The following is a 16,719-nucleotide window of genomic DNA, read 5'->3' on the forward strand; positions in this document are numbered from 1 at the left end:
CTCACGAGTGTTTTTCTAGGTCTGGCCATCTTCAATCACCAAGTAATGAGCAATAACTAAAGCCTAGTAGGGTGTTTAACATTTAGCCAACTAGAATGGGTGGCCATGTTAATTCTTAATTATGTTAATTCTTTATTCCGAGAGCTTGGCGAGGATGCCAAGCTCGCTGTCGTTCAGCCTGATTTACTCTTGGTCTCCCCTATCAAATCACAACAACCATGTAAACCAAATGTGGTCACATTTTGATCGCAACATATTGAATTGTTAGTTAAAAGTTTTGGGTTTGGTGTTGGTTGCTTTGTGTGTTTCCACAAGAAATGTACAGAAAGGGTTAAACCATTGCCTCGAAATAGCGGCATGTCCCATTAAGTCATTGAACCGGTATTTGACTTTTGTTATACCAACAAAATAAATCCTTTATATTTATAAGCTTACATTAATTAAAGCCATCGAAAGTACACTCGCGCAGCGAAGGTGGTATGCATGGGAGGTAACAAACGCCCCCGCATTATTGCCGATATACGGCAGAAGGGGTTTACAACCATAAAGAGTCAGCTAGGAGGTACACAAATCATCAGGTAAGCAATACTGAGTGACTTGAGGGCTAATCAAGAGCAAATGTAATAATTCGTGGTGATGAATTATCACAACTAAATAATTGCAAATTGAGGTGCTGTTTGAACGTCGAATCTTCATATTCGCCAACGTTATTCAACAAGATAAATCCATAATAATTAATAGGTATAAGTATATGTTTAAAAGAAGTAAATTAGCCGGGGTATTAGCCAGTGTGCTATTTAGCAGTTACCTCTACGCCGCAGAGCCTTATGACAGCAGTAAGTCATATTCTGGTGGTTCTCAGGTCACTGTAAACGATAAATTGTATGAAGCTAAGTGGTGGGCCAATCCTGGTCAGAGTCCAGCAGCTGACTACCCCAATGAATGGGATTCACCATGGAAACTCATTGGTGATACAGATCCAACGCCAGGACCAGGGCCTAGCCCAGAGCCAAGCGACGTGACGCCATTTATTCCGGGACAAACCAAAGTAAATAATGGTGATATGGTCTCATATAAAGGTGAGTGTTTTATCGCTAAAAATAATCCTGGCGTTTGGGAAACACCGTCTGCAAATAGTACATGGTTCTGGGATTTAACCGATTGTCCAGATGATGGTAATCCACCTATCGTATTACCACCTAGCGAAGGCAATCCTATTCTTCCGCCAGATGAGTCAGTAGGTACCCCTGCCAAACCACAAGATCCTGATTCGCCATTGGAGCCAGGAATACCAGGTGGACCAATTGTATTACCGCCGAGCGAGGGGACCCCAATCCTTGCACCAAGCGAGCCTGAAGATCCTACTACGCAGCCACAAGATCCTGATTCCCCACTGGAGCCAGGTATACCAGGTGGACCTATTGTATTACCGCCGAGCGAGGGGACCCCAATCCTTGAACCAAGCGAGCCTGAAGATCCTACTACGCAGCCACAAGAACCTGATTCGCCATTGGAGCCAGGAATACCAGGAGAGCCGATAACGCCACCTGTTGGTGAGTTATGTGATGATTTTAATGTTTACCCAGACTGGACCCGTGGCGATCATGCTGGTGGTGGTGACATCATGGTAAACAATAACATCGCGTATGAAGCGATTTATTGGACTCAATCAACACCAGGTAGCGATAGTTCATGGGGCCATCATTTAAACTGTGATGGCACTGCACCAGGAACAGCTCCGCTGCTTTCATTACCGAATCCATTAGATCCGATTAACTTGGAAGTGGCTGGTTGGCCAAATCATTTAGTTGTAGCAAGTCCATCAACATCAGCACCTAGCTCAATAGTTATTGAAACGGTAACGAGTGATGAGATTGCCGATCTTACTCAATTAACTAGCAGCTTTATCGCTTTGATTGAAGCAAGTGAAAATGCTGAAACATCATCGATTATTATCAAAGGTGATGTGCTTGATAAAGCCACAATGGACAAAGGAAAAGGCCTAGGTTCTATTGCAGTAAAACAAGCCTTAATTCAAGCGATTGATTTCACTGGTGCTGATCTTGACATCGATGACGTTAATGCACTGACAAATGATGCAAAAGGCTGGGCTCAAGCATATAACTTAGTGATCTCAACCCTTGCGCCACAAGCGACATTCGGTTGGACAGTAAGTATTGGTGACTTCGCTTATAACAAACATTCTGGTCGTCAGTCTGTTTGGGATTCTGCATCGCAATACTCTGCAGATATGCTAAAAGATTTCGAACTTTACGAGCCAGAATCAAGCAATAAGGCGGATTTCATTGTTTACACTAAATCGAGTGCAACCCCAGCGCTAGATAGTGACCAATGGCATAACGCTCTTGAGTACGTTAAGCAAGTCAGTGACTACGTTAAAGCGCCAGTAATGTTAGCTGATATCCCAACAGCCCAAGCTGCGCAGTACTTTATGGGCCAAACAACAGCAGAACGTCAACTGCGTAAAGCTGCCTTTAGTAACGTTTTTGCTATCAAGTTTGACCAAGATAGTTCTGAGCTAACCAGCAAAATCGAAGACTACCAACATGCGCAAGTTCCGCTTTATTATGCTGGTGATGACTCTCATGAAGGGCCATTAACCGCAATCGAAGAGTTGAATCGCCAACTCTTGGCGGCTAAAGATGCGATGAACAATGAAGCCTTCTTATTTCAAACTCCACAATCACAGTGGATCCCATCGACAGTATATAAATGGGAAGACTTCCTTGATGGGTTAAGTGCAATGCATAACATCGGTGTTGCTGGCAATAAGTTCTGGCTGATTGATGAGAATGCTGATGACGAGACGAATATCAAATATGCGAAAATCGCCATCGCCGCATTCTTAGCACAAAGTATGCAAGAAACGATTCGCTACAATGCTTGTGATGAAAACAACTGGTCTGAAACAAAGTGGGGGGCTCCTGCGGACTACCCGATGTCAGCAAGTTGTGGTCAGCTAGGTCAGCAATATGCCGATTACGGTGTGAACCCGATCTCTGGTTTAGATCATGCTTATTCTTGTCCACGTGACAACAAGATGGAAGTGAGCGCTTTCACTCATGCTCAGTGGTATGGCGCTCCAGCTCCAGTATTTGCAACACCTGATGCTGTACTGGAAGAGCGTGGCCTACTAGTCAATGGCGCTGTTGGTCGTTGGAGTAACAATGGCCATTGTAATGAAGTGCCAGAAACTATCGATGGTTCGAAGCAAGTATGGGAACGTGAAGAGTGTAAAGTTTACGAAGGCCAAAAAGCCGGTAAATTTATCTGGGACGGCAGTAGCCAAGAAAGTGTTCAAGGCTGTGGCTGGTGGGGCCGTGGTGTGATTCAAACTACGGGTCGTCAAAACTTCGGTACGCTGAACCACTACATGGGCCGTTCGCATGTAGACCCCGATACCATTGGTACAACGATTGATGGCGTAGTTGTAGAAGCTCCACCAGAAAACCCGTTGTATGCCGAATTAGATCTCTGTTCAAATCCAGGGCTGATCTGTAGCTCTGAAGAAAACCGAGAAATAAAATGGATAGCAGGTCTATTTTATTGGGTAACCTCAGTACAAGCTTATCCTGATGAAAGCGGTTTGTATCAAAACTGGAATTACCACAATGAACTTAAAAAGTATGTTGATGGTGGTATGCAGGGTACTCAATTTATTGATGACGTATCAGGCATCGTTAACCGAGGTTGTCCTGGTTTAACCTGTGATACTGGTGATGTACACAACGTTGAAGAGCGTCGTGATAACTTCATTAAGGTATTGAAAATTTTAGGTTTGAATCCACAGTAAAAACCGCTAAGAGCAACTAAGATGCAACCAACCAGTGTTATGATTGGTTGCATCTTTTTTTTGTTTTTTCATCCATATTACTGACTTTTTGTATGTGCTTAATTGTCAACATCTGCCGAGCCAGTTTGGGGCATTTTACTTTGGTCGAAAAGATAATTTATTCAGGTGGTTATGCCCTAAAGTGATCCAAAATGCCAATGTATTGATGGATGCCATTAACAATACAAATACAGTAAAAAATTACAAAAGTTTACAAGTAAAAACTCAGATTACTTATAGGTAATTTGAGAGCAATTAATCTAAAAGGATATACCATGAAAAAGACATTGGGAGCAGCAATGCTTATTGCTGCTTGCTTTAGTTTTAGCCCAATTGCAGCCGCTGTTGCAGAGAATTAAAAAGCCACCCATCATTTAGAAGTTATAACATCACGCCTTTCGTTTTAAGTTGCTAACACCTACATTCATTAACTGATGGGATTATTCCAGCCAAAGGACTGAATATTTCATCATTAATCACCAAAATTAACTCATAAACTAAATTCAATCCAGCAGAAAAGCTTGATATCTATCAAGTGGGAAATGCTGTTATTTGAGATTAAGAAATGATTTATTAAGCGCACAACCAGCGCTGACAGTTAGCTGCACCTTGTCGTCGTTTACGGTCTAAATGCTCACAATAGTCAGTTAATGCAGGTAACGCCCCTACTGCACCTTTGAATAAAGCGCCAAACTCAGTGGTGATTTTAAGCCAATTCTCTGCGGGAATGTTCAGCCTATTGAGGATATCCTGACTACTCGCGCTAATGACGCCGCGTTTATCTTCTCGAATAATTAGCCCTGTATCTTAAACCAGCACACTTGTTCAACTAATTAGGGGCAAATATGATTCCCAAAAACTTAAAATTTAGATTAGGTAGTACAAATAATGAAAAGAAAATCCTCTAAAGAATTATTAAAAAATTTTTATGGTTTGTGCTGCGTGACTAAAGTCTTTTAAACAAACCTTCGCACTCGTCGATACACCATAAAACTAAAAAGACGAACCAGGCTGTGCTAAAAAAGCTAATTCTTCTATGGTTGATGTTCGACCAAGCAACTCATTTCGATGGGGGTAACGGCCAAAACGTTCAATAATTTTTAAGTGTTTTAATTCAAATTGATAATTAGATTCAAGCCCATTACTTTTAAATAGCGCTAACCCTTGTTGATGCACTTTTAACGACTCACTGTGCATATAGGGCATATACAAAAAAGTTCGCTCGATTGCGGTTAATTGTTGATCAAGCCCCTGTAAAATGGCCTCTTGGGCTAAGGCTAATGCCATGGGATCAGCGCTAAATGCTCGAGCATCATCACGGTAAATATTGCGGGAGAACTGATCCAATATGATAATTTCAGCTAAGCGCCCTTGCAGATGCTGACGCCATAACCATAATTCCCCCGCTATGGCTTGAGTATGTAACTTACCAAAGCGTGTGCGAATTAATTCATCAAAGCTAACATCTTTTTTAAACCATTGGGCAGGCTCAATTTCAGTAAACCAAAAGTTAATAACCTGCTTTACCTCATCCATTCAAACTCCTCGTGGTAAAAATAAATTTTTGGGGCGTATTCTAGGGTTTATTCTATGCTAGATTAAAATCAGGTTTAGCTTAGTCATAATAAAGCCGACCTTACGCTCATAACTGGCTGATACCAAAATACAATGACTGCTATTTTGTTTGATAATTATGGAAAATATATGCCACAAAGCAATACGGATGTAGCTAAAAAAACCGCTAAAACTGACATTAACAATGAAGTTCAACCTAAAGTGACAGCGGCTTCGCCTAAGTCTATTAGGCAAGATCCTCTCATTGCAAAAATGCTTAAGCGTTCGCCGTCAGATATTGCTGATAGTTTTACTGATGCGCAGCTCAATGCGATTAAGCAAGCCTTGGGTCCATCGACTTGGGGTGGTCACTTTCTTGATAGCCGTGGCACCTTTAAGTTTCCTTTTATTAAATGGCGTTTTTATTACGTCTTATTATTAGGTAAAAACAAACGCGCCTATACTCGCCGCGAAAAACGAATATCGCTAGTGATGATGATTACCACTGTCACCGGTTTTATACTTTTCAGCATGTTATTTGGTTTGTTAGCTCTGTATTTATTAAAGTCTGCCTTAGGTATCGACTTGTTTCCTGATACCTCGTTAGGGATTTGGCATTACTTTAAAAGCTTGTTTAACTGATGTGTTTAGACTGAGTTTGGAACGCTGTTTTAATTGATGTTATCAATAGCGATTGTCATAGCCTATTCTCATAGCCAATTGTCAGTGCTTGTTGTAAGCGCCTAGTTACGCAATTGAAAATAAATTTTAACCAATAAAAAACGCGCTAGAGCGCGTTTTTATCTCTGCTTTTCAAGGCAGTGATTCAACACCTAACACCTAGTCAATTCATCGCCCTGCTAATGCCGTTGCTGGCGCTATTTTGGTTGCTTTATAGGCCGGATAAATAGTCGCCAGTAAACTCATCACAAAGCCCATACCAACAACCACTAACACATCTTGTTGCTGTAGCTGTGACGGCAAGAAGTCGATAAAGTAAATATCAGATTCTAGTAATTTAATCCCAAAAAATTGCTCAACAGCATTGGCAAACGCACTCAGATTAAGTGCCAATGTCACGCCTATAGCAGCGCCAATAGTGCAACCTAAAGCACCATTGAGTGCACCTTGCATAATAAATATCGCCATCACTTGGGCACGCTTTAATCCCATTGTCATCAAAATAGCGATTTCGGCGCTTTTATCTCGCACTGCCATCACCAAAGTAGAAACAATATTAAAACAAGCCACGGCAATCACCAGTGCAAGTACCAAATACATCACCATTCTAACCAGCTGAATATCTTGATATAAATGCCCTTGTGAACGAGTCCAGTTATTTAAATGCAAATACTGATTTTGTGCATAACCCAAATCGCGAGTAATGCGCGGCGCACTGAAAACTTTATTAACCGTAATGCGCAGGCCTGTCACTGAGCCCACAGGCAGTTTCAGTACTTCAGCAAGATACGGCAAAGACACATAGGCTTGAGTTGATTCTATTTCTCCACCCAAGTCATACACACCAGCAACCACAAAGCGATGACTTTTCGCCGCAGTTAACTTATTGGTTTGCCCCATATCTGGGGTGTACATTGATAAGGTGTCACCGACCTTTAAACCAAGTTTGTCTAATAAGCTGCGACCAACGACAATGTTGTTGGAGTGAGTACTTAAAGAGGCCCACGCCTGTGCTGGCATAAATTCATCAATGGTTGAAACCTCTTTTTCAAGTTCTGGCTCAATACCATTAAGCTCTAGCCCTTGAAAGCCGCCCGGCTTTTGTACCAAGCCCTGCATTTTAATAAACGGCGCGGTAGCAACAATTTCTGGCATGCTTTTAGCCGTTTCTGCAATGCCTTGCCAGTCATGTAATGGCTCGTTAACGCTCAGCAGTTCACCATGTGCAACAACGCCTAATAACCTCTGCTCTAATTCACGTTCAAAGCCATTCATGGCTGATAACACTAAAATTAACACTGCCACACCCAGCGCAATACCTGCGGTGGAGGCAAATGAAATAAAGCCAATAAAGCCGTTAGATTGTCTTGCGCGATAAAAACGCCAACCGATAACCAGTGGCAGTAATGACTTCATTATTTCTCTTCCGCTACTTGCTGTAAAACGCCGTCTTTCATGGTTAATTGACGATCCATTTTCGCTGCTAATTTATAATCATGGGTTACCACTACAAAGGCTGTGCCCAGTTGCTGAGCAAGCTCACGAATCAGTTCGTACACACTATCGCCGCTGCTGGCATCTAAGTTACCGGTTGGCTCATCGGCCAATACTAACTTGGGTTTATTAATCAGCGCCCGTGCAATGGCGACACGTTGGCGCTCGCCGCCTGAAAGCTGCGCAGGAATATGCTCTAAACGATGCCCTAGTCCAACTCTCTCTAATAAGGCTGTAGCTTCAGCTAACGATTGCTTTTTATCTCGACCTTGAATAAACGCTGGCATGGCGACATTTTCAAGCGCAGAAAACTCAGGTAATAGGTGATGGAATTGATAAATAAAGCCTAAGTCTTTATTTCTGACTTCAGCTTGTCTAGCTGCGCTTAGCTGATAAAGGTCTTCACCATCTAGCTTCACGGTGCCAGATGTTGGGATATCTAAGGTGCCCATAATATGCAGTAAGGTACTTTTACCTGAGCCAGAGGTGCCGACAATGGCCAATTGCTCACCTTGATAAACCGTTAAATCAACGCTCGAAAGCACCTTGGTGGTGGTTTCACCGTCATGAAATTGCTTAGTGACCTTGTTAACTTCTAATACTACTGGTTGTTTATTCATTATTCATATCTCAAGGCTGTTGCAGGTTGCACTCGCGCAGCCGTTAATGCGGGATAAATGGTGGCAAGTAATGTCATGATAAGAGTGCCAACAACAATGACCATAATTTGTTGACTTGCTATGATCACCGGTAAATTTTGCCCTACTCCAAGTACTGATATACCCAAGACATTAAGCATACTATTTAAATTTAAAGTAATTGTGACCCCAGCTAAGGTGCCTAATGCCAAACCAATAATGGCATTCAGTGAGCCCTGAACAATAAAGATGTTCATCACCGATTGCGTCGTTAAGCCTTGGGTTTTTAGCACTGCTACATCGGTGGTTTTATCTATTACCATCATCACTAATGCCGACACAATATTAAACGCCGCCACGGCAACGATTAAACTGAGCATCAATGACATCATGTTTTTTTCCATTTTTACCGCAGCAAATAAATGGCCAAAATCATCGCGCCAATCGCGGGTTTCAATAGCTATGCCTTGCTGAGCTAATTTATCTGTCAATGTAACGCCCATTTCAGGGGCGATGAAGGGATCGGTTAAGTAAACCCGTAATTCATTAATTTCACTGGGGCTTACACGCATTAACCGTCTTGCATCTTGATAATGCACATAGGCTAATACTCCATCCACTTGCGAGCCCATTTCAAATAAACCTGCCACGGTAAATTTACGCTGGCTTGGCACGGGGCCTAATGGTGAGTACACCACCCCATCGCCACTTAAAATGCGGATTTTGTCACCAACATTGATGGATAATTTTCTGGCAAGGTCGCTGCCTAGCACCACGTTGTAACTACCTGGAGTGAGCTGCTCAAAAGCGCTGGAATAGGTATTGGCAACGATGGCTGAAAGGTTTTGCTCATACTCAGGAAACACACCATACACTTGTACAGCGCTGATATTTTTACTTGATTGCACCATAGCTTGAGTGGTCACCGTGGGTGCGAGCCCTTGTACTTGCGGCAATGTTGTTAACGACTTAGCTTGGGTTTGCCAATCACTAAAGCCTGCATCATTAATGAGGGTTAGTTGTGGCACTGCGCCTAAAATTCGCTGTTTGAGCTGACCTTCTAGCCCGTTCATCACTGAGCTGACAATAATCAGCGCGGCTACCCCTAAAAAAATGCCCGATACCGCAAAAAAAGTAATGAAAGATGCAAAAGCATTGGCTTTACGCGTCCGCCAATAGCGGTAGCCCATGAATAATGAAAACCGAAAGTTCATAAAGAAAAGTGCATCCTTGGTGTTTATTGGAATAAAAAACAGCAGTTTAATTTAACACAAAGGCTAAAACTTGCTAAATCATTAAGATGGGCATGATAATAGGGGTATTAGTTTGATAAATAAAGAGACAAACCTTGTTAACTGAATCCAATGCATATTTTACCGTGCCCCATGACTTTGCTGTTTATCTTGAAAACTGGTCAGATTCTCAAGGCATTCCGTCTGAACAAGACTTACGATCGATGCAATCGGTAGGGCTTAAATTACTATCAGAAGTCAAAGAGTTAGAAGCAAGCTGTTTACTGCAATTAAGAAGTATTGATAACGATGCTAAAGCTGTGGTCGACTTTCTTAAGCTGCAATCACGTAAAGTGGATTTAGTATTGCACCATGTGCTAGAAAAAGAAGTCCAAAGCGGTGAAAAATTCCAAGGCAGCCATTTTGGTGGTAGCGGCATCAGTTTAATCACCCCTAAGCCACTGACCATTGGTGAATATTTTAAAACCTCGATTTATATCAGCAGCGAGTTAGTGGCCATATTGTGTCTTTGTCAGGTGAGCCAATGCCAAGCCATCAGCCTTGATAATAATGCACAACAAAATCATGAAAATAATCAGCCACAATATGCCGTTAGCTTAGATTTTAGTCAGATTTTAGATGCCGATGTGGAGCAACTGGTTAAAGCCAGCTTAGCTGTGCAGCAAAAAATGCTTCAGCAGCGCAAACAAATTCGCCAACAAGCAGCCAAATAACACATATTGCCTGCATATTGTTTTAAGCTTGCTTATAATAGCTATCATAATCTGGTGTTAATCAACTATCACCAATACAAATTTAGCCAAGCCGTGATTGGTTTCATGATAACAATCAGCAGGTTAAATTTATCACTTTTATAAAAGAAGTTAGTTAGATACTCAATGAAGAATTTTAGCGTTCTAACACCGCCAAGTGTAAAAAAAGGCCAACAGTTTCAAACCTTAACAACACTGGGGGGCGTCTCACAAGCTATTACGCTTTCAAGCCTAATTTCCCAGCATTCGGGTACCAGTCTGGTTGTTACCAATGACACCCCAAGCGCATTACAGCTCGAGGTTGAACTGGGTTACCTTCTGGCAGAATCTGACATCAATGTGTGTTTATTCCCAGATAGAGAAACCCTGCCTTACGACAGCTTCTCGCCCCATCAAGACTTGATTTCACAGCGCTTAGAAACCTTGGCAAAAATGAGCCAGTCACATCACAATGTGATAATCGTGCCGGTTAACACCTTGATGGTGAAGTTACCGCCAAAATCGTTTTTAACCTCCAATGTCATGCTACTTAAAAAAGGTGACATTTACGGCTTACAACAGGTTAGGCAGCACCTAACCGACACCGGCTACTACTTGGTTGATCAAGTTTATGAGCATGGTGAGTTTGCGATCCGTGGCTCGATTTTAGATATTTTCCCTACGGGCTCTTCCCAGCCATTGCGCATTGAATTATTTGACGATGAAGTAGAAACCATTCGCTATTTTGATGTGGACTCTCAGCGCTCAAAAGAAGAAATTGATTCAATACGCATGTTGCCCGCAAAAGAGTTCCCTACCGATACAGCGGGTATTGAAGGCTTTAGACAACGTTACCGTCGCCGCTTTGAAGTGATTTCAAAAGAAGCGGAATCGGTTTATCAGCAAGTGAGCCGTAATTTAATGCCCGCGGGTATTGAAAACTATTTACCGCTATTTTTTGAAGAGTGCGCCACTTTATTTGACTATATTCCTCAGGATACTCAACTGATCACCCTTGGGGATATTGAACAAGCCAGTGAGCATCATTTAACTGAAATTAAAACTCGCTATGAAGATCGCCGCGTTGACCCGTTAAGACCGTTACTGGCGCCCCAAGAGCTATACATACTCACCGATGAGTTATTTGCAGCCTTTAAAAAATACACCCGCTCGCAAATTAGCACGCCTAACAAAAATGCCGAGGGCGAGCTTGAGCTTATTGTAAAAGCCAAGCAGGCAAATGTAGCCAGGCTGCCTGATGTTAATGCCAACCATAAGCTCAAACAGCCGTTAATTAACCTGCAAGCGTACACCAAGGCCCAAGGTCAGACTAAAGGACAATTATTATTCAGCGCTGAATCTGAAGGGCGACGTGAAGCCTTAATTGAATTGCTTGGCAAAATTGACATCAAACCTAAGTTATTTAGCCATTTAAATGCCTTTATAACCGCTAAAGACAACATAGGTTTAATCGTCTCGCCGTTATCACAAGGTTGCATGTTACTTGATACCCCTAAAGGTGATATCAGCGTAATTTGTGAAACAGAGTTATTTGGCCAACGAATTTCTCAGCGTCGTCGCCGTGAAAAGCAAAAACAAGTTAGCTCAGATGTACTGGTAAAAAACTTAGCAGAGCTTAAAGTCGGCGAGCCTATTGTGCATTTAGAGCATGGTGTTGCGCTTTATCAGGGGCTTGTCACCTTAGATACGGGCGGCTTAGTGGCCGAGTACCTGCAACTTGAATATACCGCAGGCGATAAGCTGTATGTCCCAGTGTCATCGCTGCACCTTATTAGCCGTTACAGCATTGGCGCCGATGAAAAGCCGACATTAAATAAACTGGGTAATGAAACCTGGTCAAAAGCCAAGAAAAAAGCCATTGAAAAAATCCGCGATGTGGCGGCTGAATTACTGGATGTTTACGCTAGACGCCAAGCTCGCCCGGGTGATGCGCTAAAAATTGATGCAGAAGAATATGCCCAATTTTCACAAGGTTTCCCCTTTGAAGAAACCGTCGATCAAGAAACTGCAATTGAAGCCGTACTAAGCGATATGCAAACCCCAATGGCCATGGACCGCCTTGTGTGTGGTGACGTTGGTTTTGGTAAAACCGAAGTTGCGATGCGCGCAGCATTTGTGGCGGTCAATGCCGGTAAACAGGTGGTGGTGTTAGTGCCAACTACCCTACTTGCACAGCAACACTATGAAAACTTTAAAGATCGTTTTGCCGATTGGCCAATGGTAATTGAAGTGATGTCGCGGTTTCGCTCAGCTAAAGAGCAAACTCAAGTGCTGCAGTCATTATCAGATGGCAAAGTCGACATTGTCATTGGTACCCATAAGTTACTGCAGGCTGAAGCAAACTTTGAAAACTTAGGCTTATTGGTTATTGATGAAGAACACCGCTTTGGGGTGCGCCAAAAAGAAAAGATAAAAGCCCTGCGGGCTAATGTCGATATCTTAACCCTTACTGCCACGCCGATTCCACGTACCCTAAATATGGCCATGTCGGGTATGCGTGATTTATCCATTATTGCCACCCCACCGGCTAAGCGCTTAGCAGTAAAAACCTTTGTACGTGAGTACGATATAGCCACGGTAAGAGAAGCTATTTTGCGTGAAATTTTGCGTGGTGGGCAAGTTTATTTCTTACACAATAATGTCGAAACCATTGAAAAATGCGCTGAAAACATTCGCCAATTACTGCCTGAAGCTCGAGTGGTTACCGCCCACGGCCAAATGCGCGAACGTGAACTTGAAAAAGTCATGTCAGAATTTTATCACCAACGTTTTAATGTGCTGGTGTGTACCACCATTATTGAAACCGGAATTGATGTTCCCAGTGCTAACACCATTATTATCGACAGAGCGGATAAGTTTGGTTTAGCACAATTGCATCAATTACGTGGTCGTGTGGGCCGTTCACATCACCAAGCATATGCTTATTTGATGACGCCGCACCCTAAATTAATGAGCGCAGATGCCCGTAAGCGATTAACCGCCATTGATGCCTTAGAAGACTTAGGTGCAGGCTTTATGCTCGCCACTCAAGATTTAGAAATTCGCGGCGCCGGTGAATTACTGGGCGATGAACAAAGCGGCCATATTTCTAAAATTGGTTTTAGCTTGTACATGGAAATGCTTGAATCAGCAGTAAAAGCATTAAAAGAAGGTAAAGAGCCTTCACTAGATTATATGCTTAAATCCCAGTGTGAAGTTGAATTACGCATTCCAGCGCTACTGCCTGATGATTATGTTTCTGATGTTAATATGCGCTTATCGCTTTATAAACGCATTGCTAACTGCGAAACTGAACGCATGCTTGATGAGTTAAAAGTTGAGTTTATTGACCGTTTTGGCATGTTGCCAGAACCGACTAAAAACTTAATGGAATTAACCTTATATAAGCATCAGGCAACAGCTTTAGGTGCAACAAAGATTGAAATGCATGCCAAAGGTGGCAGCATTGAATTTAGTGACGACCATAAAATTGACCCAATGTTTATCATTGGCTTATTACAAAGTCAGCCACAAATTTATCGAATGGAAGGCCCAAATAAGTTAAAGTTCACCTTGCCTGCTGAAACCAGCAAGCAACGACTAGACTTAATTAAGACCTTGCTCGAGCAACTTGATAAACATCGTACTGGAGAAACTAAATAGTGCTGCGTAACATTGCTTTTTCTATTGCCGCTATATCGGCACTATCGACAACAATGCAAGCCCAAGCTAAAACATGGTTTGAGGTTGAAGTATATGTGTTTGAAAGACAAACCAACAGTGTCGAAAAGTGGCAAGACGATAATGCAGCGGCGCCAAACCGAAAGAATATCGATTTGATCACCCCAATGATCAGTAACGATATTACCGGGGTTGCACTAGGTTTAAACGGCTGCACCTCAACTGACTGGAGTAGCAGCGAAATCGACTGCCAAGATCCGTTAGTGAGCGCCAACAAAACCGCCTTTCCAAGCCAAGTGCCATTTTCTATTGCTGCTGCGAGTGAGCAGCAAGCCTATTTAGGTGATGGTCCTGTATTACTGGCTGAGTCTCAAAGTGAATTTGGTGAAATCATCCAAGCGGTGCGCCGCGAGTCAAACGTGCGCAGTTTACTTCACCTGACTTGGCAACAAGATATGCAATCTCGTAATCGTGCCAAACCGATACGTATTTTTGCAGGTAAAGATTACTCTGAAGACTTTGAATATTCTGGCAATGCTATTTCTGAGCAAGTAGAGGATGAATTTTCAGGCTTTGATTTTAATTCAAGTTTTGCCAGTTTAGCGCCAGAGCCTCAAACCACTCCAGTGTGGGAATTAGACGGTAATATTAATATTTACCTAAGTCATTATTTGTTTATTGAAACCAACTTAGCACTGCGCCAGCCAATCCAAAAGCAAACAGCGTCCAGTGAATACTTTCAATACACTGAGCAAGCTGATATAGACAAGGTAATGAGTCCATTTTTACAATCGATTCCTATGGTGCAAAACCGCCGCGTGAGAAGTGGTGAAATCCATTATTTTGATCATCCAAGGCTCGGCATTGTGATGCAAATCCGTAAAATGGAACAACCGACGGAAACTCGTCCTGTGGCGTTATTGCTTGATGACACTGAGGTAAATACCGCGGTTACTGATACCAATCTTGATGCTATTGTTGATGCTATTGTTGATACTGAGGCAGAAAGCGGCCCTGAATCCATGGTTGAAAACGCAGTCGCAACTGAAGAGCGGACGCTGAAAAGCTTTTAACTCAAACCACTATAAACCTCTAGAAAAAAAACAGCTAATCATAGGATTAGCTGTTATCACAAGTCTCTAGTAAAACTTAAAAAAGCCCTAGAAATAAAGTTTTTAAAATAATATGACAGTGAGCTTGGGTCGCATGCCAAACTCACTGTATCAATATGTAACATAGGCGCTGCGGTTTTACTATTGTCTCACGTGTGACTGGCCGTTAATTAACCAGCCATAATTTATCGTGCAACTGCAAACAAACTCTGTCGTTTAACAGCAAGCCAAACTTAACCGCTCAAAAATCATCTAAGGCTCAATTTCTATTATTTTTTTGCCGCTAATATTTGCTTTGCCAATTGCTGCGCATGTTGCCAGCGCTCAGACTGTTCAAGGGCATTAATCACCTGCTTAGCATTCGCTCTTAATGCGAGTGCAGATTTAAATTCAGACAATTGCTCAGGCCAAGTAAACTCGGTTAATAAGGTTTTAACCCCTTCAGGATCATTACAAACCAAAATCATATTACAACCTGCTGATAATGCTGCTTGGGCTCTGCCAATATAATCGCCAGCAAAACTTGCGCCTTTCATGCCTAAATCATCTGAGAAAATCACCCCGTCAAATTTAAGCTCTTTACGCAGCACCTGTTGCAGCCAATAGTTTGAAAAACCTGCCGGATTTGGATCTACTTGCGAATAAACCACATGGGCAGGCATAACGCCATTTAGCTGCTGCTGGCCTATTAACTGCTTAAAAGGCTGCATATCATGATTAAAAATAGTCTCTTTAGTGCGCGTATCTACAGCCATCGCCACATGGGTATCTGCTTTTACACTGCCGTGACCGGGAAAGTGTTTACCCACTGTCGCCATACCCGCTTGAGTCATGCCTTGAATAAAGCTGTGAGCTAAACTGGTCACTTGCTCAGGTTCGGTGCTAAAGCTGCGAGTGCCAATAACATCACTGATACCATTAACATCTAATACTGGCGCAAAGCTTAAGTCGATATCACAAGCTAAAAGCTCAATCGCCATTAAAAAGCCTAACTCTTGGCTCCAACGTTTCGCAAGCGCCATATCGCCCTTGGCGGCAGGAAAAATATCCCCCATGGCTGGTAGCAGAGTAAACTCTTCACGAAAGCGTTGTACCCTGCCACCTTCATGATCAACCGCAATCAATAAATCACGGCGAATATGTCGAACAGATTTAATCAAAGCCTGTAATTGTGCTTTATTAGAAAAATTGCGTGTAAATAATATAATGCCGCCCACTTTATCGTGGCTTAATAGCTCGGCTTCTTCTTCGCTGACCGTAACGCCAGCCAAATCCATCATTAGATAACTCACGCTTACTCCTAAAATATCCTGTTAAATGTTAATTACCACTGTCATTGTTGATAAATTTAAAAACAACACCTTGATAACTGACGCTGCAATAAACTCACCTAATCTGAACCACTATGCATAAGAAAATCTAATGAAGTATCTCGTAAAAAGTATGGGATACTGCAGTTAAATGGCGCCATTGCTCTAGATAAAAATACCAGCTACTTAGGCTATATTGCTTGGTATAATCGCAGTTAATTGCAAACTTAGTCTGCCCAATTAACGCCATTATGCCGCTAAATTTTAATTTCCCTAAGGAAATTCCCAATAAAATGACCCGTTACAGGGAGATAACTAACATTGCCGCACAATTTTTACTCACTGCGAGCGCTAGAATAAAACGCCAAAAAATTTAAACGACTAAAATAATAAAAACTGATTAAAGGTTAAT

At 42.3% G+C, this 16,719-nt stretch carries 10 protein-coding genes and 1 pseudogene; 5 read left to right on the forward strand and 6 right to left on the reverse strand.

The genetic code is table 11. The annotated features are described in order from the left end of the window. Positions 1-751 precede the first annotated feature (751 nt). On the forward strand, positions 752-3,814 hold the full coding sequence (locus AB4160_RS00495; RefSeq protein WP_372003183.1) for a cellulose-binding domain-containing protein: 3,063 nt from the start codon (positions 752-754) through the stop codon (positions 3,812-3,814). A 612-nt stretch (positions 3,815-4,426) separates the two neighbouring features. Here the strand turns inward: AB4160_RS00495 and AB4160_RS00500 are convergent. Together AB4160_RS00500 and AB4160_RS00505 are read right to left on the reverse strand one after the other, a co-directional pair. Continuing rightward, positions 4,427-4,660 (reverse strand): annotated as a pseudogene (locus AB4160_RS00500) (transposase); the annotation flags it as partial. 186 nt (positions 4,661-4,846) lie between these two features. Then, positions 4,847-5,389 carry a DUF924 family protein gene (locus AB4160_RS00505; protein WP_076537417.1) on the reverse strand — a complete coding sequence of 181 codons (543 nt, stop codon included), beginning with the start codon at positions 5,387-5,389 and terminating at the stop codon, positions 4,847-4,849. 168 nt (positions 5,390-5,557) lie between these two features. Between AB4160_RS00505 and AB4160_RS00510 the strand changes: the two genes are divergently transcribed. Further along, on the forward strand, positions 5,558-6,049 hold the full coding sequence (locus AB4160_RS00510) for a hypothetical protein (RefSeq protein WP_241900997.1): 492 nt from the start codon (positions 5,558-5,560) through the stop codon (positions 6,047-6,049). A gap of 207 nt (positions 6,050-6,256) precedes the next feature. Here AB4160_RS00510 and lolE read toward each other — a convergent pair whose 3' ends face one another. The 3 genes from lolE to AB4160_RS00525 are packed head-to-tail and all read right to left on the reverse strand — an operon-like array spanning position 6,257 to position 9,434. Beyond that, positions 6,257-7,504, reverse strand: a complete 1,248-nt coding sequence (gene lolE, locus AB4160_RS00515; protein WP_303414224.1) for a lipoprotein-releasing ABC transporter permease subunit LolE — start codon at positions 7,502-7,504, stop codon at positions 6,257-6,259. Further along, positions 7,504-8,202, reverse strand: a complete 699-nt coding sequence (gene lolD / locus AB4160_RS00520; RefSeq protein ID WP_102436866.1) for a lipoprotein-releasing ABC transporter ATP-binding protein LolD — start codon at positions 8,200-8,202, stop codon at positions 7,504-7,506. The genes lolE and lolD overlap by 1 nt, the downstream gene beginning before the upstream one ends. After that, positions 8,202-9,434 carry a lipoprotein-releasing ABC transporter permease subunit gene (locus tag AB4160_RS00525; RefSeq protein ID WP_102519639.1) on the reverse strand — a complete coding sequence of 411 codons (1,233 nt, stop codon included), beginning with the start codon at positions 9,432-9,434 and terminating at the stop codon, positions 8,202-8,204. Before AB4160_RS00525 ends, lolD begins: the two co-directional genes overlap by 1 nt. Before the next feature lie 134 nt (positions 9,435-9,568). On the opposite strand from AB4160_RS00525, the gene AB4160_RS00530 reads away from it, so the two are divergent. The 3 genes from AB4160_RS00530 (at position 9,569) to AB4160_RS00540 (ending at position 14,958) form a co-directional block, all read left to right on the forward strand. Beyond that, entirely contained in the window at positions 9,569-10,186 is a 618-nt protein-coding gene (locus AB4160_RS00530) for a hypothetical protein (RefSeq protein ID WP_372003189.1), read from the forward strand. Between the two features lie 165 nt (positions 10,187-10,351). Beyond that, positions 10,352-13,867, forward strand: coding sequence for a transcription-repair coupling factor (gene mfd, locus AB4160_RS00535; RefSeq protein ID WP_102436860.1), 3,516 nt, complete (start codon positions 10,352-10,354; stop codon positions 13,865-13,867). Then, positions 13,867-14,958, forward strand: coding sequence for a peptidoglycan binding protein CsiV (locus AB4160_RS00540; protein ID WP_372003192.1), 1,092 nt, complete (start codon positions 13,867-13,869; stop codon positions 14,956-14,958). The genes mfd and AB4160_RS00540 overlap by 1 nt, the downstream gene beginning before the upstream one ends. 308 nt (positions 14,959-15,266) lie before the next feature. On the opposite strand, the gene nagZ is transcribed toward AB4160_RS00540, so the two are convergent. Further along, entirely contained in the window at positions 15,267-16,289 is a 1,023-nt protein-coding gene (gene nagZ / locus AB4160_RS00545; RefSeq protein WP_372003195.1) for a beta-N-acetylhexosaminidase, read from the reverse strand. Between the last annotated feature and the right edge of the window lie 430 nt (positions 16,290-16,719).

It is taken from the genome of Shewanella sp. 10N.286.51.B8 (assembly GCF_041469325.1).
GTDB lineage: Bacteria > Pseudomonadota > Gammaproteobacteria > Enterobacterales > Shewanellaceae > Shewanella.

Bases quoted from the DNA above. Each gene is read 5' to 3' on its own strand.
- AB4160_RS00495 (WP_372003183.1), top strand. From the start codon at position 752: ATGTTTAAAAGAAGTAAATTAGCCGGGGTATTAGCCAGTGTGCTATTT.
- AB4160_RS00505 (WP_076537417.1), bottom strand. From the start codon at position 5,389: ATGGATGAGGTAAAGCAGGTTATTAACTTTTGGTTTACTGAAATTGAG.
- AB4160_RS00510 (WP_241900997.1), top strand. From the start codon at position 5,558: ATGCCACAAAGCAATACGGATGTAGCTAAAAAAACCGCTAAAACTGAC.
- lolE (WP_303414224.1), bottom strand. From the start codon at position 7,504: ATGAAGTCATTACTGCCACTGGTTATCGGTTGGCGTTTTTATCGCGCA.
- lolD (WP_102436866.1), bottom strand. From the start codon at position 8,202: ATGAATAAACAACCAGTAGTATTAGAAGTTAACAAGGTCACTAAGCAA.
- AB4160_RS00525 (WP_102519639.1), bottom strand. From the start codon at position 9,434: ATGAACTTTCGGTTTTCATTATTCATGGGCTACCGCTATTGGCGGACG.
- mfd (WP_102436860.1), top strand. From the start codon at position 10,352: ATGAAGAATTTTAGCGTTCTAACACCGCCAAGTGTAAAAAAAGGCCAA.